Genomic DNA, 551 nt, shown 5'->3' with positions numbered 1-551 from the left:
TTGGTCCCACCCCTTCCCATCCCGAACAGGACCGTGAAACAACTCTGCGCCGATGATAGTGCTGCAACCAGTGTGAAAGTAGGTTATCGTCAAGCTAGTTATTCGAAAAAACCCCGCTGACATGTGTCGGCGGGGTTTTTTTTCGTTTTTTACTTTTCATCTTGAAAAAGTTTACCTTTGCCTTGCCAACGATAGTGGGGTTTGCTATAGTTCTGTTCCCGCTGAAAACGTTAGCCAAATCAAGAGCTTGCGAAGACGGTAGGAAAAAAGAGGTTGACGGATTTTGAGTAGTGCTTCATAATCTTGCCTCTCTGCTGCTGAACACAACGCTTCAGCGAAAACGCAGAATGCAACACCGAATAAAGTTCTTTAACAATTCACAGTCGATAAGTGTGGACGTTTGATGGAAGTGCACGCGGAGCAAGTCTCCGCGATACTTAAAATATCAAATGTTCACAAGAAGTAATGAAATAGGACGCTTCTTAGGAAGTGGCCTGTCAGTATTTTGAGTGAGCGACCCGCTAGCAATAGCGGTGCGAGAAATCGCAAAC

The 551-nt window shown here is 45.2% G+C and carries 1 rRNA gene; it reads left to right on the top strand.

Going from position 1 to position 551, the window contains the following annotated elements:
* Positions 1–95, top strand: a 5S ribosomal RNA gene (gene rrf, locus H3H37_RS26310); the annotation flags it as partial.
* Positions 96–551 lie beyond the last annotated feature (456 nt).

This window comes from Rugamonas brunnea, assembly GCF_014042345.1.
GTDB classification, from domain to species: domain Bacteria; phylum Pseudomonadota; class Gammaproteobacteria; order Burkholderiales; family Burkholderiaceae_D; genus Rugamonas; species Rugamonas brunnea.
The sequence above is the reverse complement of the archived record's forward strand: the minus strand, read 5'-3'. Positions and strand labels throughout refer to the sequence as shown.